We start from the raw sequence: 17,673 nt of genomic DNA on the forward strand, positions 1-17,673 counted from the left end.
TCAGACGATCGAGATGACGACGTTGCCCTTCTTGCGGCCCTGGTCGACGTAGCGATGCGCCTCGACGATTTCATCGAACTTGTACTTGCGATCGACGACGACCCGGATCTTTCCTGCTTCCAGCAGATCGCGAATGAAGTCGAGCGCCTCCGCGGTTTCGGGCGGCGCTTCGCCGAGGATCAGTTTGTGGGTCCCGGAGACCTTGGCTCGCATGACCTGCATGCTGGGCAGCACGGGCGTGCAATTCAGATAGCTGCCGCCCCGCTTGAGTGCCGCCACGCAACCGGCGAACGAAGCTTTCCCGACCGTGTCGAACACGACGTCGTACTTGTCGGGACGCTTGGTGAAATCGTTCGCCGTGTAGTCGATGACGACATCGGCGCCCAAGGATCGGGTTAGATCAATGTTCGCAGCGCTGCAGACGGCAGTGACCCTGGCTCCGAAGTGCTTTGCGAGCTGCACTGCATACGTGCCGACGCTTCCCGACGCGCCATAGATCAAAACATCCTGCCCGCTCTGGACCTCGGCCTTTCTGAAGTAATGCAGCGCCGTGCGTGCGCCGATCGGAACAGCCGCGGCTTCTTCATACGTCAGATTCTTGGGTTTCACGGCCACCGGACCGTCCTCGGAAAGGCATCGATACTCCGCGTACGCGCCGAATCCCTGCAACGTCGCGGCAAACACTCGATCACCCTTCTGAAAACGTCGCACGCTCTCGCCGACCGCCTCGACTTCACCGGCGAGCTCGATGCCCAGGATGTTCCGGCGCGGGCGTCGGATGCCGAGCGCCATTCGCGCCGGCAACCAGACGGCCGACGGCACCGTGAAACTTCGGATCCTGTGATCGCCCATGCTCACAGTCGTGGCATGAACCTTTACCAGCACCTCGTTACTCGCGGGATGCGGCTTCGCCACGTCCTGCATCCGAAGCACTTCCGGCGGGCCATACCCGGTGCACACGACTGCTTTCATCGCTTCGCGCCTTAGAACTGATACTGAACTTTGAATGCGACCTGCTTCTGGTCACGAACATTCCAAAGGCCGGCCTTCTCGTCCCGTGTGTACGGATAGACGACGTTGAAGCCGAATCTCAGGTTGTCGTTCCAGTCGTAGGTCGTCTGCAGGATGGCCAGATTGCTGTTGCCCGGCTGGGTATAGAAGTTCATGACCTGGATGTTCAGGTCCTCGTGCATCAGCAGCTTGGTCATGCTGACCAACAGCGACTGGCTGTCACGCGGCGCACTGGCAACCTCGCTGGTCCAGTCGGAAACGTGCTGATTGATCGCTTCCACGCTCAACGTGAGCGTCGCCGAGGCTTGGTATTCAAGACCCAGATAGGCGTCTACAGCATCGCGCTTCACGACCTGCAACTCCGCGGTGTTGAACGGCAGATCCTGCTTCCAGGCCGCTTCACCACGGAGGACGAAATCACTGAAGGCATAGTTGAAGGAGAATCCGTTCATCGAGAACCGCGCGCGCTCTCGACTCACCGTTCCATCCTCGTTCATGCTGAGCGCATAGTCGTTGTCGACCAGGCTCGCCGTCATGAACGTGATGTCGCCGCGCGTGAATGTTTTCCTCCAGCTGGCGCCGTATTCCGACAGATCGGTTTCGCCGCCCACCTCGCTTCGATAGCGAAATCTGTCGAACGAGTAAGCGGTGCCACGCTCCGGGCTCTTGTTGAAGGAGGCCCGGGGATTGAAGAACATGCTGACGCTGCCCCATCCCGAGAACTGATCGACGACCAGCATCGGCTGCCCGATCCGCAGCTCCTCCAGGTTGAAGTTGAAGAGCTCGCGGTTGTCTCTCGGGCTGACCTCGTCGGTAATCGGCGCCAGGATCGACTCGCCCCACGGCAAACTTTGAAAGCCGGCGCGAATCGCCGTGTGACCGAAGCTCGTCTGCAAGTAGGCCTGCGACACCAGGAAGTCCTCGCCTTCCGCGTCCTGACGATGATCCTCGCCCCAGAAACCGGTCGCCTTGCCGTCCAGCTGCACATAGAAGTTGTCGAGCACGTACTTGGAATACTCGACCCGCAGCGACGAGCGATTCTTCACGACGTACTGCGGCTTCTCCACCTTGTAAGAAACTTCGTGCGCCAACGTCACACGCAACGGCGAGGTCGGCTGACCGCCGATGCTGCTCTCCGTCGTCGACTCTTCCGCCGTCGCATCGACCATGGAAAAGTCCGGCACGGCGTGATCGGTGTTCGAGCTCGGACTGGGTTCCGGCTCTGGCGCGGGCGTCTCCGCACGCGCCATCAAAGGACTCACGGCGGTGAGGCACAGGGGTACGATCAACCGAAGATCGCATCGTAAAAGGTTTGGCATCGTCGCCTCCTCCGCGTCGACTTCACGACATCAGTGGTAATAGGTTCTGAGCAGGGCGAGATTCCTTTCCCTGAACGTGAAGTCGGTGAGGCTGCGCTCGGTCAGCACTTCGTCCGGCACCTCCCGGTGATAGGTGACCGAGATGTTGTCGATGGACGTGATCCGGCTGGTCGACAGATTGTTCATGGTCTGCTGGCGCGACAGCCACACGTCGTCGATCAGGGTGTACTTCCGGTACAGGCGCTGCCGATACAGTTTGCCGGCGCGGTTATAGATATCTTCCTTCAGATAGATCTTGCGCTCCTTGTCGACCCACACGACGATCTTTCCATAGGCTGTTTTCTTCGCGCGCTCGGCAGTGGGCGTCACTTCGATCACCCAGGCCGGCCGATCGTCGTATGCTTCTTCCCGCAGCAGCTCATAAGTGAACTCGTTGATCTTGCGGGCCTGCGCGTCGTCGCCGTAGAACTCGGTGCCGAAGAAGCTGCCGCCATCCTCGTTATCGCTGCCCGACACCAGGCGGCGCACCTTGCCCAGCGCCGGCAGATACAGGAAATTCTCGTTATCCCGGTCGGCCTCGTAGTACTCATAGCGCAGCATGCCGACGCCCTTATCCGAGATTGGCTCGAGCACCAGCGCGATCGATTTGCCGTCGCGATTGTCGTCGCCGTACTTCTTCTCGCCGACTTCCAGCACGACAACTCGCGGCTTGTCCTTGCAGCGGATGCCGCCGTCCGACTTCTCGTACTTGCACGTGGACAACTGCGTCTTCACGACCGCCGTCGTGAAAGCCTTCCGATTCACGTCGTCGACCATCTTCATGATCTCGGGACCGGTCATGGCGGCTGGCAGCTTCAATGGCGCCAGCAAACAGCCGATCGCCAGCGCACGGGCAATCGCGCCCCAGTAGGTTTTCATGGGAATCTCCTCCACTTGCGATGAGTTGCACTTCAGGCTTGTGCGTTACCGGGTACGGGGTCCGGCTCGACGCGCTGTTCGTCGCGCTGAGACGCGAAGTTCAGCTTGAACACCATGATCAGTGCGGGCGTCAGGAACAGCTCGCAGAGCAGTCCCGAGAAAATCGACAGGAAGCCGAGCTTGCCGAGGTTGGCCAGGCCAGGAGAGCTGGCGATCGACATGATGCCGAAGCCGAGGCCGAGCACGAGCGATGTGAACACGATGCCCTGGCCGCATTCCTTCACCGTATCGCGCAGCGCCCTTCTGATGTCTCCATCCTTCAGCACTTCGGCCCGGTACTGGCTGACGAAGTGAATGGTGTCGTCGACCGCGATGCCGACCACGATGGGCGCGAGCATCATGGTGTAGAAATCGATCGGGAAATCCAGCAGCCCCAGGATGCCCAGCACCAGGAACGACGGAATCAGGTTCGGCACCAGCGAAATGAAGCCGGCCTTGAACGAGTTGAAGATGATCAGCAGGATCAGCGAGATCACCAGCAGGCTCAGGCCGAAGCTCTGCAGCTCGTTGGTCATGAGGTAGTCGGCCGCCTGCAGTCCCATCGAGAACAGGCCGGTGATGGATACGGTCGCCTCGGGATAGGTTTTCTTGATGACGCTCAACGTGTCGTTGACATCCTGCTTCATCGCCGCGAACACATCGGTGTATTCGTTCGACCCGAAGGTCCGCAACGTGACGGTGATGTTGGCTTTACGGTAGTTCTCGCTGACGACCTTCTCGCGCTCCTCGGGATCCGCGGTGTTGAACATGAATAGCGTCTGCGAGAGCTCCAGCTGGCTGTCCGGGATCTTGTACATCTCGGGACGGCCTTCGTTCTGCTTCTGATTGGCGTCCTTGACGATGTCGACGATGGACGAAGTCGTGACCACATACTTCCTGTAATCGGTCTCCAGCTTGCGCTGCATGGCTTCGACGGCGCGCAGCACCTCTGGATCCTGGAAGCCGTTGTCCTTGCCCAGATCGACGTAGAGCGACACGCGCGCCGAGCCCGCCATCTCTTCATCGAGCAACTTGATGCTGCGATAGAAATTTGACTCCTTCGGATATTGGTCATAGCTGGTGTAGTCGACTTTGACGTGGAACGCGCCGTAGATGCAGACCGCAAGAACCACGGAGAACAAAGCGACGAACGTTCGCGGACGCTTCTCCACCACGGGCAGCACCTTGTCGAGGCGCTTCTGCAGCGCCAGCGCAACGTTCGGCATGAGTCGCTGCATGACCGCGCTCGCCTTCTTCACCTTCGGCACCGGCGCCCACAGATCGAGCAGCACCGGCAGCAGGTAGAGCGTCAGGAACAACGCCACGACCACGCCCGTCGCCGACATGATGGAGAAATGTTTGATCGGCACGAGATTGGTGAACAACAGCGACAACATGCCCGCCATCGCCGTGATGGCCGTCAGCAAGCAGGCGACGCCGGCCTTCTCATAGGCCATGCGCACCGCGGCCTTGAAGTCGTGCCCTTCGTTACGGAAGAACAGATATCCAGAAATGATGTGCACCACGTCCGCCATGCCCATGGTCAGGATCAGCAGAATGGTCAGCGTGACGAACGGGGTGGCGGCCAGGCCTGCGAGGCCGGCGATGCCCAGTGTCCAGATCGTGCTCAGGATGACGATCAGGAACGACCAGACCACCGCCGACAGGGAACGAAACACCAGCAGCAGCGACACCAGCATGATCGTCAGCGCCGCCAGATACAGCACGGCCACTTCCTTGCCCATTTCCAGCTGATGTTCGGACTCGATGGTGCTGCCGACCTTGTAGTACTCCAGGTGCTCGGCAAACTGGGGCTTTTCGAGGATGACTTTGAGCGCAGCGTTCAACGCCAGGTAATCCGCGGTATCGGTCGGCTTGAATCGCGGCGGCCCTTTCTTTTCGGTGCTGGCGGCGGCAGCGATTTCCTGCGCCATGTCGATGCTCATGCCCGAGGCGGGCTTCTCGTCCGAGTCCAGCGGAATGGCGCCGAAATCCGTCTTTATGTAGATCGCCGCATACTGCATGTCCTTGGAAAAGAACTTCAGCGGGAAGTCGCGCTGTGATAGCGCCCGGCGCCGGATGTCTTCGAGCGCGGCGCGGTCGGTCGGCACCGTGTTGCCCACCAGGCCGCTGGACAGGAGAATGTCGTCCTTGACGGTCAGGATGAAAGCATTGATCAGGCAGTCCACATCCACGATGTGATCGAGCGCCGACACCTCGCCTTCTTTCAGATGCTTGTGGTAGTTCAGCAGCTCTTCGCGTATGCCCTGCACGGCTTGCAGCGACTGGGCGGAGAATACATCGCCGTCCTTGGCCTTGTAGACGATGACGACGCCGTCCTCGCTGCCGAACTGCTCGTGAAATTCGTTGTAGGCGATGAATGAGGCGTCGTCCTGCTCGAACCAGCGCTCCAGCGTGAAGTCGAACTTCAGCTGCGTCAGTCCATAGCAAAAGACGGCCGTCGCGAGCGCAAAGAACGTCAGCACCAGCAGCTTGCGACGCTGCAGCCGCTCCGGCACATGAGTGATGTGCTCGGCAATCGCTTGCAATACTCTCTTCATGGCGGTCCTACATTGAATGAGGGCCCGCAATGGCTTGCGGGCACGGAACGGAGCGAACGATCAGACGCTCAGCGGAACGCTGGCGGGAGTGAACTTGAAAGAGCGAACGCTGAAGTTGCCGATCTTCACCAGCACCAGGCCGTGCTCGTTCGTGATCTGCAGATTGAACTTCCTGACTTCGGCATTGCCTTGCGATTCCGATCCCGCGGCCTCGACGTGCACGTAGCACGCTGGCGCCGTGGATCGCAGGATCTGCATTTCCTCGATAGCGAATGGCAGGTACGGGACCGAGGCTTCTACGCGACCGATCAAGCCGGACACTGTCTGTAGCGCGCCATCGACGATGCTCGGATGAAGTACGTACTCGTCCAGATCGGTCGCGAGTTCGTCCGGCAGACGCAGCCTCGACAATGCGAACGAGTCCCCGATGTACAGCTCCTGGACGGTGCGGAATGAAGGCCCGTAGCTCAGACCGGATTTCTCGACCTGGTCGTAGTAGCTCGCGCCGTCCATGCGCTTCGAACACTGCTTCTTGAGCGCTTCGATGGGCAGATGGGCGTCGATCATTGCCGGCTCGGCGGCGTCGGCCTCGAACTGGACGACGCCTTCCGCATGCACCACCTTTTCGTTGTTCTCATCGAACGACGTGATGGTGTACTGCGCCTCGCCGTCGCCAGCCTGGAACGCGGTCTGAACCAGCTGCGACTCCGTCGAGAACACCAGCGGCTGGACCCACACCACATCCTTGATGCCCGTCACTCGGGCTGAGGCGGCGATCGAACCCGCGGCTCGAGCGATCTCCAGATAGCCCGCACCGGGAAAGATCATTTCCTCGTTGACTTTGTGATCCCGCGCATAGAACTCGGTTGCGGACAGCAGCGAGCTGAAGCTCACCTCTTTCAACGTGGACGAGTTGTGCGAAACCAGCGGATGCAGGCCGGTCTCGTTGGCCGCAATGGCACGCGGCAGGTGTCGTGCGGACTGCGTGACCCAGTAACGCTCCTTCGCGAACGGATAAGTCGGCAAGGAGACGCGTCTCGGCAACTCGCTGAGATACAGCCGTTCCCAGTCGATCTCTTCACCGGCGGTCCACGCCTTTGCCAAGGATTCGAGATCCAGACCGGCGACCGTCGACGTCTTTCTATTTGCTCGACCTGGTGCCACTGTGCCTCGATATGCACCTGCCGATGCGTTATCTCTCAGCCCCTGCTTCAGCTCCGCCACATTCGCGACGATCAGCGCCAACCGTTCGGTCATCGCCTCCCGGCCCACCTGCAAGGTGAAGGACAGCGACGCCAGATCGATATCGGCGGTCGTGTCGAGGTGCTCGAGCAGCTGCTTCGCAGCCACCGCCAGGCGATCCGGAGTCTTCGCGGACAGGACGACGAGATACGGGCCCGTGGCTTGCACTCGATCTGCGGCGACCCGCGCCGGATGCTCTTCGAGCACCACGCAAGCGTTCACGCCCCCAGCGCCGAAGGAGTTGATGATTGCCCGTCGCGGATGATCGGTCGAAGCCGGCCACGGCGACAGCTCCCGCTGCAAGTAACAAGGCGATGCTTCGAAATCGATATTCGGATTGATCTCGTCCGAATGAATGCTGGGCGCGAGCTGCCGATGCTTCATCTGCAGCAGGATCTTCGTGACGCCCGCGATTCCCGCCGCCGCCTCAGAGTGGCCCAGATTGGACTTCGCCGAGCCCACCGGACAGAACTGACGCTTGTCCGTGTGCTTTCGGAATGCCTGTGCCACGGCGGCGATCTCGAGGCTGTCGCCCAGCTGCGTCCCGGTTCCATGTCCCTCGATGTAACCGATCGACTCGGGATGGATGCGCGCCTTCTCCAGCGCACGGCCGATCACACTGGCCTGTGAGTTCGGGTTCGGGGCGGAGTAGCCGTTGGAGCGACCGCTGTGATCGTAAGCACTGCCCGCAACGACTGCGTAAACGTGATCGCCATCTCTGAGCGCATCGCTCAGCGGCTTGAGCACCAGCGTGCCGACCGCTTCGCCGGGAACGAACCCGTCGTCGCCTGCGCCGTAGCTGCGGCATCTGCCTTCGAGCGCGAGCATGCGCCGATCGCACAGTGAATGATATTTGGTGGGGTGAAGGTACAGATTCACTCCGCCGGCGATGGCGACCCGGCACTCGCGATTGCGCAGGCTTTCGCACGCGAGGTGGATCGCAACGAGAGAGGACGAGCACGCCGTGTCGATGGGCATGCTGGGCCCCTGAAAGTCGAAGAAATAGGAAACACGGTTCGCGATGGACCACGGCAGCGCGCTGGCCGAAGCAACGTTGCCCTTGCCCCACTCGTCCGCCGCCAGCAACTGATACGAATTGGTCGTGACGCCGACGAACACGCCCACGTCCGCACTCTTCGCTTTCGGGAAGCGCTTCTTCAGGCTGTCCCGCGTGTACCCGGCATCTTCCAGCGCGGCCCACACCGAGCTCAGGAACAGTCGTTCCTGCGGATCGATGACTCTGGCCTCGGCCGGCGGAATGTTGAAGAACGGCGCGTCGAACTTGTCGACGTCGGCGAGAAACGCGCCGGACTTGCAGTAGATTTTTCCTTCAGCGGCCTTGGCCGGATCGCTGTCGTAGAGCGCCTCGGCGTCCCAGCGATCGGCCGGCACCGCGCCAACCAAATCCGAGCCATCGCGCAGATGTCGCCAGTAGTCCTCGAGGCCGTTGCAGCCGGGGTAGTAGCCGTGCACACCGATGATGGCGATCTGCTCGTTCGTGCTCGCTGCAGGCAGAGCCACTTGCGACGCCGTCTCGACCGTCGACAGCTCGGCCGGAAGCGCTGCAGGCTGAGCCGTTGGCGATACAGGCGCGACGGCCAATGGCTCGGCCGGAGCGCTGCTGGCCGCCGTCGAGCCAAGCAGCTTCGACAATGCACCTGCGGCCTCGCTGGCCAGATATTCGGCCAACTCCTCGACGTTCTCTCGCTCATAGAACAGCGTCTTCGGCAACTCGCCCAGATCGCGGGCAAGCGCAGCGTTCAACCTTCCCACCACCACCGAATCGATGCCGAACGCGTCGAAGCGCTCCAGCGGATCGACCTGCTCGGCGGACAGCTTGATCTCAGCACCAATGAGTCGCTGCAGGTACTCCCGCGCTTGCGGCAGGAGATCGGCGGTGTTGGTCGCATGCACGACCGGATTTGTTGGTTCGCGGACTGTCGCTTTCGTGAGCTGGGCGCCGATCTTGGCCGCATCTCCGTAGAGCGCCACGGCTCGCGGGAGTTCGGTGCGCAAGATATCGTCCCACAGCTGAAGACCATCCTCGGTCGTCAGCGGACTGAGCCCGGTCTGTGCCTCCGTGCGCTCCAGGTCACCTTGCGACAAGGTCATGCCGCCTTCCGCCCAGAATGGCCAATTGATCGACAGCGTCCGACCTGAGCGTTCGAGAATGCTCCGCAGCTCCTCTCTGTGCTCGGCAAACGCATCCATGAAGTTGTTGCCGTACGCGTAGTCGCTCTGACCTGCATTGCCCCAGGTCGCTGCGACGGATGAGAACGTCACGAACAGATCGAGCGACTCTGCGCTGGTTGCCAGGTCGAGATTTACCGTGCCCAGCACCTTGGCGCTCAGCACCGTGTTCGTCTCTTCACGCGTCTTCTTGAGAATGAACGCGTCCCGATTCACTCCAGCGGCGTGAATGACGCCATGGACTGCGCCGAAGCGCTCCTTCGTTGACTGCACCGCGCGAGTAACGTCATCCAAGTTGGCAACATCGGCCTGCACATACGCGATGTCCGGCTGATGAGCTTGAAGACGGCGCAGCTTGTTCGCCTGTGCAGCGGTGAGCGGCGAGCGTCCGAGCAGAACGAGCCGTGCGCCGAAGCGCTTGGCAAGGTACTCACTGAATATGTAGCCGAGCCCGCCCAGCCCGCCCGCGACGATGTAGACACCGCGCTGCTTCAGCGGCAGCTCGTTCGAGAGAGCTTGGGTCGAATTGTGGGGAACGACCTCTTCGATGCGCCGAATATAGCGACGCGAACCGTCCTGATTCTGCTGATAGCTGATCGAGGTTGCAGACCAGTTCTGTTCTTGCAGTTCATCGAGCACGAGCCGTGCGGTTTCTACCGCATTGCTCGCGCCGGTCCGAATGTTCACGGCCTTGCCACGGTACCTGGGATTCTCCAGCGTCAGCGTCTTGAAGAACCCCGCCAGTGCGGCGTTCTGTGCGGACGGTATGCCCGACTCACCTGCGTGCACCGATACGATGCTCACCGGCGAGTGCTGTTTGTTTGCGAGTAGCGCTTTGCACAGATCGAAGATCGAATGGAAGCCGTTAACGCCCGCTGTGGTGAGGTTGTTTAGCACCTGCGCAGGTAGCTGGTTGCGAGAGCTCAGTGTCTCCGCGAGCTGAGAGAACTGCGCGCTGCGTTCTGAATCGAGCGTGAAGACATTCGCCCCTGTCTCTTTAAACGACGCGCCTGGCTGCAAGCGGACGAGCGCCAGCTTCGCGTCGACCGGAAGTTGTCCTTTCAGCGCTAGAAATAACTCGTCCGAGGTGTCCAGCAGCAAGGTGGGGCCGGAGAGTCGCTCAGCTCGCTCGGACTGCGACAACGCTTCAACTTTCCAGCGTGGCGCGTAGATCAAGCGCTGCTTCTCTGCGGCGAATGTCGGCCCGAACGCGGCCATGCTGGCGGACGTCCTGGTGGCAGCGGCCACATTCGGCCAATAGCGATCCTTGGCAAATGGATACGTCGGCAGGCCGATGCGACGCGGCGCCTTGCTTCCTGCATAGAGCTTGCGCCAGTCGACGTCCAATCCCTTGACCCACAGATCCAGCAGGCTGCTGAACTTGCTGTTCTCCAGCCACCGGCCAATCGTGGCCTGCAAATCGGAATCGGCACTGAAGACCGCGAGCGCATCCCTGTCGCGGCCTGCTTGGCCGCGGTACAGCTGCTCCACGCTCCTCTCGCCCGACGTAAAGGCACGCAGCTTTTCCACCAACTCGGCCACTGAGCCAGCCACAACACCCAAGCGTTCCTTGAATGTTTCTCTACCCACTTGCAGCGTATAGGCCACCGCGGCGAGATCGACCTCTTCCGCGCGGAGCAGGAAATCCAAGAGATCCTTCGCCTTCTGCTCCAGCTGCGCCGCAGTCCGAGCAGACAGCAGAATCGCAACCTCTCTAGCGACCGGCGGTGCCTGAACGCTCTTCACCGGCGACACATACTCTTCCAAGACCAAGTGCGCATTGGTGCCGCTAAACCCGAACGAGCTCACACCGGCTCGCAACCGCGCACCCAGCGGCGCATTCCACGCCTGCTGCTCTCGACACACATAGAACGGCGAGCTCTGGAAATCGAACAACGTGTTCTCGGTCGTCAGATTCAAGCTGGGCGCCAGCGAACGGTGCCGCATCGACAACAGCACCTTCTGCACCCCCGCGACACCCGCAGCGCCAGACGTATGCCCGATGTTTGTTTTCACCGAGCCCAGCGCACAGAAATTCTTCTTCGCCGTCTTCTCGCCAAACACCGTCGCCAGCGCTTCCAGCTCGATGGGATCGCCCAGTTTCGTGCCGGTGCCATGCGTCTCGACGTAGCTGATCGTCTCCGGATCGATCTGGTACCTCGCGTACAGATCGCGCTCAAGTTCGATCTGGCTGCTGACGCTCGGTGCGGTGATGCCGTTGGTCTTGCCATCCTGATTGATGGCCGAGCCGAGGATGACGCCGTGAATGAAATCGCCATCCGCTTCCGCATCTTCCAGACGCTTCAAAACGACGGCCCCAACGCCCTCGCCCGGCACGAACCCGTCCGCGGAGTCGTCGAACGTCTTGCATTGGCCGTCTTTCGACAACATTCCCAACTGACACATCGCCAGGTAAGAATCGGGCGTCAGATAGAGCGTGACACCGCCGGCCAGCGCCATATCGATCTCGCGATTCAACAGCGCCTGGCAAGCCAGATGGATGGACACGAGCGACGACGAACACGCCGTGTCGATCGGAATCGCCGGCCCCTTCAGATTCAAGTGATATGCGATACGCGCGGCGCCGATGGCATAGCTCGTTCCGGTGGCGGCGGCGTTAATGGAGCTGTCCTGGGCGAGCAGCAACGAGTATTCGTTGCTCATGATGCCGAGATAGACCCCGCACTTCACATTGCTGAGCGAGGTATTCGAGTAGCCCGCGTCCTCGAACGCTCGATAGGCTTCCTGCATGAACAAGCGGTGCTGTGGATCCATGGCCTGCGCCTCGGCAGGCGAGATCTGGAAGAACAGCGGATCGAAGCAATCCACGTCGTCGAGCAGGCCGAGCCACTTGCAATACACCTTGCCCGGCCTGGTGGGATCGGCGTCGAAGTAGTCGCTCACGCGCCAGCGCGAGCTGGGAATTTCGACGATGGAGTTTTTCCCTCGAGCCAGGTTGTCCCAGTACCGATCGAGGTTGTCCGCTTGCGGATATCGGCCCGACATGCCGACGATGGCGATTTTTCCCGACGCCGGCGTGACCGTTTGCTTCGGGACGACAGGCTCGGGTGTTTGAACGACGACCTGCTCGCGACTCACGGTCGCTACAGACGTTGCGACCGATGTCGTGCGCTTCACGGCAATGCTGGCCGCCGGCACGGACGCTGACTTCTTTACCGCGGCAGGTTTCGCAGCCGGCTTGGAAACCGGTTTGGCGGCAGCTCCCTGCTGCGCCAATTCCTTCGCGACGAAGGACGCCAGCTCCTTGATGTTCGGATAGTCGTACACGCGAGTGGCGGCGAGCGACAGGCCATAGTGTTTGTTGATGACCTTCACCCACTCGACGCCGACGATGGAGTCCAGGCCCAGATCGACAAACGACTTCTCGCTGTCGATATCGGCCACGTCCATGTACAGCGCTTCGGCTAGCGTGGCGCTCAGTTTCCGCTGCAATTCGGTCAGGGACGGCAGCACAGCCGGGGTATCCACGGATGCCGCGTCGTCTGCAAACGCTGCGTCGTCAGCCGACACAGTCTCGATGACTTCGATCTCCTCGACGACCTCGCTCTCTTCGATGACCTCGACCTGCTCAACCGCACCGAGCTGCTCGGGCCGCCCCGTTTGATCGATCTGCTGGACCTGCTCAACCGTCGCAGCCTGCGCGCTCGCTTGGCCGGCATCGATGTCCTGCAACCCGATCAGCGCCACCGCCTTTGGTTTGCTCGCTGTCCCCGTAGCGCCGCCGGCCGGCGCGCTGTCCAACTGAATCGACTTCGGCTTCGTCACGGCAACCACTGGCGGAGCTGTTACGACTGCCGCCGCAGCAGACTGCAAGGCACTCTTCACAACCTGCCCCACCGTCTCGACCCAATATTTCTCCCTGGCGAACGGATACGTCGGCAAGCTCACTCGACGCGGCGGCGTGTCATAAAGCTTGCGCCAGTTCAGCTCCAAACCCTTCACCCACACGTCCAGCAACTTGGGCAGATTCCTGCGAGCCATCCACTTGTCGACGGTCTCCTGAAAATCGGGATCCTCGCTGAAGCCAGACAGCGTTTCCTTGTGGTCCTTGATCCTCGCCTCGCACATTCCTTCGATGTCGGCACCGACGATGTCCGCACTCGCGACATACGCTTCCAATTTCTCGGCCAGTTGCGCGACCGAGTCGACGATGAAACCAACGCGTATCTCCATCGCCTCTCTGCCGGCCTGCAGCGTGTACGCAATGCCGGGCAGATCAATCGTCCCTTCCGACTCGCGCGCACGAACGAAATCGAGCAAGTCACGGGCACGTTGCTTGAGCTGATCCGGCGTTCTCGCAGAGAGCGGAACGATCACCGGCCCACGCAGCAACGCCGCGCGAGCAGACGGCACATACTCTTCGACCACCACATGCGCATTCGATCCACCGGCGCCAAAGGAAGAAATTCCCGCGATCCGCGGAACCGGCTCGCCCTCGCACACCGGCGGCTCCCACGCTCGTAACGCTTGATTGACGACGAATGGCGTGCGATCGAAGTCGATGTGCGGATTCAGGCGTGCCGAATGCAAGGAAGGAACGAGCTGTCGATACTGCATTTGCAGCAGCACTTTCGTGACACCGGCGATACCGGCGGCGGACTCACAATGGCCGATGTTCGATTTCGCCGATCCGACCGCGCAGGCGGGGCGCGATTCGTTCTGCGACCTCTCGCGACTCAGCTCATCGAACGCCTTGCTCAACGCCGCGATTTCGATGGGATCGCCGAGTTTCGTACCCGTGCCATGAGCCTCAATGTATGAGACATGGCGCGGTTCGGTGTTCGAGGCCGTCAATGCCTGGCGAATCACGCTCGCCTGGGCTTGCGGATTCGGCACCGTATAGCCATTGGTCTTGCCGCCGTGATTCAAGGCGCTGCCGCGGATGATGCCGTAGATGTGATCGCCATCTCGCTCCGCATCGGCCAGACGCTTCAGCACTACGGCGCCAACACCCTCGCCCGGAATATAACCATCGCCGCCCTCCCCGAAGCTCTGGCAATGGCCGTCGCTGGAGATGAACTGCCCAGCGCTGAGCATCAGATATTTGCTCGGATGAATGCTGACATTCACGCCGCCCGCAATCGCCAGGTCCGTGCGGCCTTGCTTCAAATCCTGGCAAGCAAGGTGGATGGCCGTCAGCGAGGACGAGCACATCGTATCCAACGACATGCTGGGCCCGTGAAAATTCATCACCGAGGAGACGCGATTGGCGATCCCGGCCAGACTGCCCGACAAGTTATATTCACCGTACATCACACCGACGTAGACGCCGACCTGGCCGGGCAGCCCGTGTGTGTGCGGCACTTGCATCGAGGCACGTGTATAGCCCGCGTCCTCGACAGCCATCCACGCATGCTGAAGGAACAAGCGCTCCTGCGGATCCATGAGCCGCGCTTCACGCGGCGAGATGCCAAAGAACAAGGGATCGAACTCGTCGACGCCTGCGATGAACCCGCCCCACTTGCTGTAGTGATAACCATGCTTGGTGCGATCCTCCGTGTAGTATTCGCGCCAGCTCCAGCGCTGCTCGGGCACTTCGGTAATGCAGTCCTTGCCGTCACGCAGGTTGCGCCAGTATGCGTCGACGTCGATGGACTCGGGATATCGTCCACTCAAGCCCACGATGGCAATCGGGCCGTTCTCCGGCGCGAGAGGCGCAGCTGCGTTCACCCGCTGCTCTTCACGACGGAATCGCCGTGCCTTCCTCGACTTCTCTCTTCGCGAGTTCGCGGCGGGGACAGGCTTGGTCGCCTGCACCTTCGTTACGCGCTGCTCGATTTTGCTGTCGGTGCTCTCAGCTGCGAACAGCATCGCCAACTTGTCCGCATGGCACTCGATGAGGTGTCGCGCGAGATCACGCACGCTGCGATATTCGAAGAACAACGTCTTGGGCAACGAGCCGAACGTGAGCTCGAGCTGATTGGTCAAGCTCATCGCCACGATGGAATCGATGCCGTACTGATCCAGCGGCGCGGCGGGATCGATCTTCTGCGCCGGCAGCTTCAGCACGACCGAGAACTGTTTGCGCAAGAAGCTCTGCGTCTTATCGACCAGACTGCTGGAATCCACTGCCACGGGCAGATCAACAACGTTGCGCTCGACGACTTCGATGGAGACCTGCGGCTCGGCGAGGAAGGCGCGATGAATGCGCTCCACATCGCCCTCCACGACCAGCACCTGGTTGCGCTGTAACTTCAGGCAGTCCTGGAACGCACGAAGTCCCGTCTGCGTCTGCATCGGATGCATGCCGGTCGAGCGCTGCAAGGCTTGCAGATGCTGCGGGTCGATGGTCATCCCACCGTCCCGCCACAGCGGCCAATTGATCGAGAGCGTCTGGCCATGCCGCGCGTTCGCGGCCACCAGCTGATTGCGATGAGCGGCGAACTGATCCATGAAACCGTTGGCCGCGGCGTAGTCCGCCTGGCCAGGATTGCCGTGAACCGCCGCACCGCCCGAGAACAGCACCAGGAAATCCAGGTTGATGTCCTGAGTGGCGGCGTCGAGATTGACTGTGCCTGTGACCTTCGGCTCCAGCACGCGCGCGAAGGCCTCCGGCGTTTTCTTCAGGATGAATGCGTCAGCGATCATTCCCGCACTGTGAATGATCCCATCGACGCGACCGAACTCCCGCAGGATCGAGGCAAACAGACCTTTGACTTGATGCAGATCGCTGAGGTCCAGCTGGCGATAGAGCGCCCGAGTAGACAGCCGACGCAACGTTTCCTGAGTTGCGTCGCTCGCCGCAGAGCGCCCCGTCAGAATGACCTTGGCATCCGTCGTCTGCGCCAGGATCTCTCGTGCGAACACCATTCCCAGGCCGCCGAGCCCCCCAGTGATCACGTAGACACCGCGATCCTTGAATGTGAGCGACGGCGCATCTGGCGACTCAACTGCTCGCCAGCGCAGCACCTGTGGCCTGCCATCGTCAAACTTGACGATCGCCTGATGCGGCAACGAGCGCGCCTCTCGCAGCTGCCTCGCCAGTTCGGCGGAAGACACCGCAGGTGTCGTCACGACGATCTGACCGAGCAGGTTCGGATTCTCTTGCGTCGCTGTCTTCAGCATGCCGGACAGGCCGGCGAAGATGAGGTCGGACTGCGCGATAACGATCTGCACATGCACGCGGTCTTTCAAACCTTGCAACAGCGAGCGCAGACTATCGAAGCATGCGAGCGCTGCTTCGGTGTAACGCCCCGCCAGCGATTGCTGAGCGCTCTTCCACTCGCGACAGGAAGATCGATGGTCAGACTTGCCGAGCTCGCCTTCGAGCTGCGCCGCCGTCACACCCGGAATGTCACAGAGGATGACGTGGAGCTGAGCAGACCGATCGTCGGCCTCCGTCGCACTCGCTGCCTGCCACTCCGGCACAGCGAGCACACAAGCCGTCTTGACGTCCGCACTCAACACGCGCGACGAGAAGCCACGCATGCTGACGCACACGTTCCCTTCACGGTCGCATAGATCGATATCCAGCTTCGCAACAGCATCCGCAGGCTGGCTACCCGGCGCGAAGCGAGCCCACGCAAACATCTCGTGCTGACATCCGGAGAAGACTTGCAAGGATTCCAGTGCGAATGGCACCGGCGGCTGACCAGACGGCTGAGTCAGATCGACGAACAGGCCCGAGGCGGCCTGGAGCACGCTATCCATGACGCTCGGATGCAGCACATATTCATCGCGCGAGTCCTGCACCGCTTCTGGCAGGAAAATCTCCACGAGCTGCTGCCGCTCGCCCTGATGGATCGCCCGAATGCCTTGCTGCGCGGGACCGAGGTCGATGCCGATCCCGGCAATCGCAGAATAGATATTCTCCGCATCCACGCGGCCTCGAGTCATTTGTGCCCGAAGACCCTCGATGTCACATCGCGGCGGCCTCGCGCCATCGGTCAGTAGCGCCTGGCCTTGGCAATGAATGACCTCATCGGACTCGGCCTCGCTATAGATTTCAAAATCGACTTGTTCCTGACTGCCGGCCGCATCGACGGACAGCGCCAGAGACACGTCCTTCCTGTCCTCCACGACCACGGGCTGCGCCCAGATCACATTGCGAAGCTCGAGCGTCGGGTCCGCCCGCTCCGGCAGGGCATCCGCCATCGCGGCACGAATCATTTCCAGATAAGCCACAGCGGGCAGCACCTTGTTCCCGTGCACGCGGTGATCGCGCAGGAAGAACTCCGAGCCGCTGAAGCTGCACGCATAGCTCTGCTGGGCAAGATCGGAGGTGTTCCTATGCAGCAGCGGATGAAGCACCGCTGTGCCGGCCGCGCCGGAACGGCCGGAGAACTGATTGATCAGCGCCAGAGCATGCCCCTTCGACAGGCGCTTGCTCTTCAACTCGCCGACCACGTATTCGATGAAATCGATCATTGGGC

Annotated in this window: 5 protein-coding genes; all 5 read right to left on the bottom strand. The window is 61.1% G+C overall.

Annotated elements, in window-relative coordinates:
* The 5 genes from GYH35_RS04825 to GYH35_RS04845 are packed head-to-tail and all read right to left on the bottom strand — an operon-like array spanning nt 1 to nt 17,668.
* Nucleotides 1-972: an NAD(P)-dependent alcohol dehydrogenase gene (locus tag GYH35_RS04825; protein ID WP_161827773.1), complete on the bottom strand. Its 972-nt coding sequence runs from the start codon at nt 970-972 to the stop codon at nt 1-3.
* A gap of 11 nt (nt 973-983) precedes the next feature.
* On the bottom strand, nt 984-2,330 hold the full coding sequence (locus GYH35_RS04830; RefSeq protein WP_161827774.1) for a DUF1302 domain-containing protein: 1,347 nt from the start codon (nt 2,328-2,330) through the stop codon (nt 984-986).
* A 30-nt stretch (nt 2,331-2,360) separates the two neighbouring features.
* Nucleotides 2,361-3,248: an outer membrane lipoprotein-sorting protein gene (locus tag GYH35_RS04835; protein WP_161814558.1), complete on the bottom strand. Its 888-nt coding sequence runs from the start codon at nt 3,246-3,248 to the stop codon at nt 2,361-2,363.
* Nucleotides 3,249-3,280: 32 nt separating this feature from the next.
* Nucleotides 3,281-5,848: an efflux RND transporter permease subunit gene (locus tag GYH35_RS04840; protein WP_161827775.1), complete on the bottom strand. Its 2,568-nt coding sequence runs from the start codon at nt 5,846-5,848 to the stop codon at nt 3,281-3,283.
* A gap of 60 nt (nt 5,849-5,908) precedes the next feature.
* Nucleotides 5,909-17,668, bottom strand: a complete 11,760-nt coding sequence (locus GYH35_RS04845) for an SDR family NAD(P)-dependent oxidoreductase (protein WP_161827776.1) — start codon at nt 17,666-17,668, stop codon at nt 5,909-5,911.
* Between the last annotated feature and the right edge of the window lie 5 nt (nt 17,669-17,673).

Source organism: Steroidobacter agaridevorans, assembly GCF_009932555.1.
Taxonomy (GTDB): domain Bacteria; phylum Pseudomonadota; class Gammaproteobacteria; order Steroidobacterales; family Steroidobacteraceae; genus Steroidobacter; species Steroidobacter agaridevorans.

What these genes read in the sequence shown, in the direction of transcription:
- GYH35_RS04825 (WP_161827773.1), bottom strand. Translation starts at nt 972, where the DNA reads ATGAAAGCAGTCGTGTGCACCGGGTATGGCCCGCCGGAAGTGCTTCGG.
- GYH35_RS04830 (WP_161827774.1), bottom strand. Translation starts at nt 2,330, where the DNA reads ATGCCAAACCTTTTACGATGCGATCTTCGGTTGATCGTACCCCTGTGC.
- GYH35_RS04835 (WP_161814558.1), bottom strand. Translation starts at nt 3,248, where the DNA reads ATGAAAACCTACTGGGGCGCGATTGCCCGTGCGCTGGCGATCGGCTGT.
- GYH35_RS04840 (WP_161827775.1), bottom strand. Translation starts at nt 5,848, where the DNA reads ATGAAGAGAGTATTGCAAGCGATTGCCGAGCACATCACTCATGTGCCG.
- GYH35_RS04845 (WP_161827776.1), bottom strand. Translation starts at nt 17,668, where the DNA reads ATGATCGATTTCATCGAATACGTGGTCGGCGAGTTGAAGAGCAAGCGC.